This is a genomic window from Staphylococcus pasteuri (assembly GCF_030547725.1).
GTDB classification, from domain to species: domain Bacteria; phylum Bacillota; class Bacilli; order Staphylococcales; family Staphylococcaceae; genus Staphylococcus; species Staphylococcus pasteuri.
Map to the genome: position 1 here is coordinate 1 of NZ_JAUOQO010001105.1, position 230 is coordinate 230.

1 protein-coding gene is annotated in these 230 nt (G+C 46.1%); it reads left to right on the forward strand.

Annotated elements, in window-relative coordinates:
- On the forward strand, positions 1-230 hold a 230-nt coding region (locus tag Q4528_RS16560; protein WP_512701013.1), incomplete at both ends, for an ATP-binding protein.

Consider the following 230-nt stretch of genomic DNA (forward strand, 5'->3'; position numbering starts at 1 on the left):
GTGAACACCCGCCTGCAGGTAGAGCATGGCGTTACCGAGATGGTATTTGGCGTAGATTTAGTCAAATGGATGATTGAGCTGGGTTTTGCTCAGTCGTGTAACAAAAACTATCCGCTAAGTGACAAAGCCGAGGGCTTACAACCCACAGGTCACGCAATTCAAGTGCGTTTGTATGCCGAAGATCCTAATAAAGATTTCCAGCCTAACGCGGGTTTATTAAGTCATGTTAG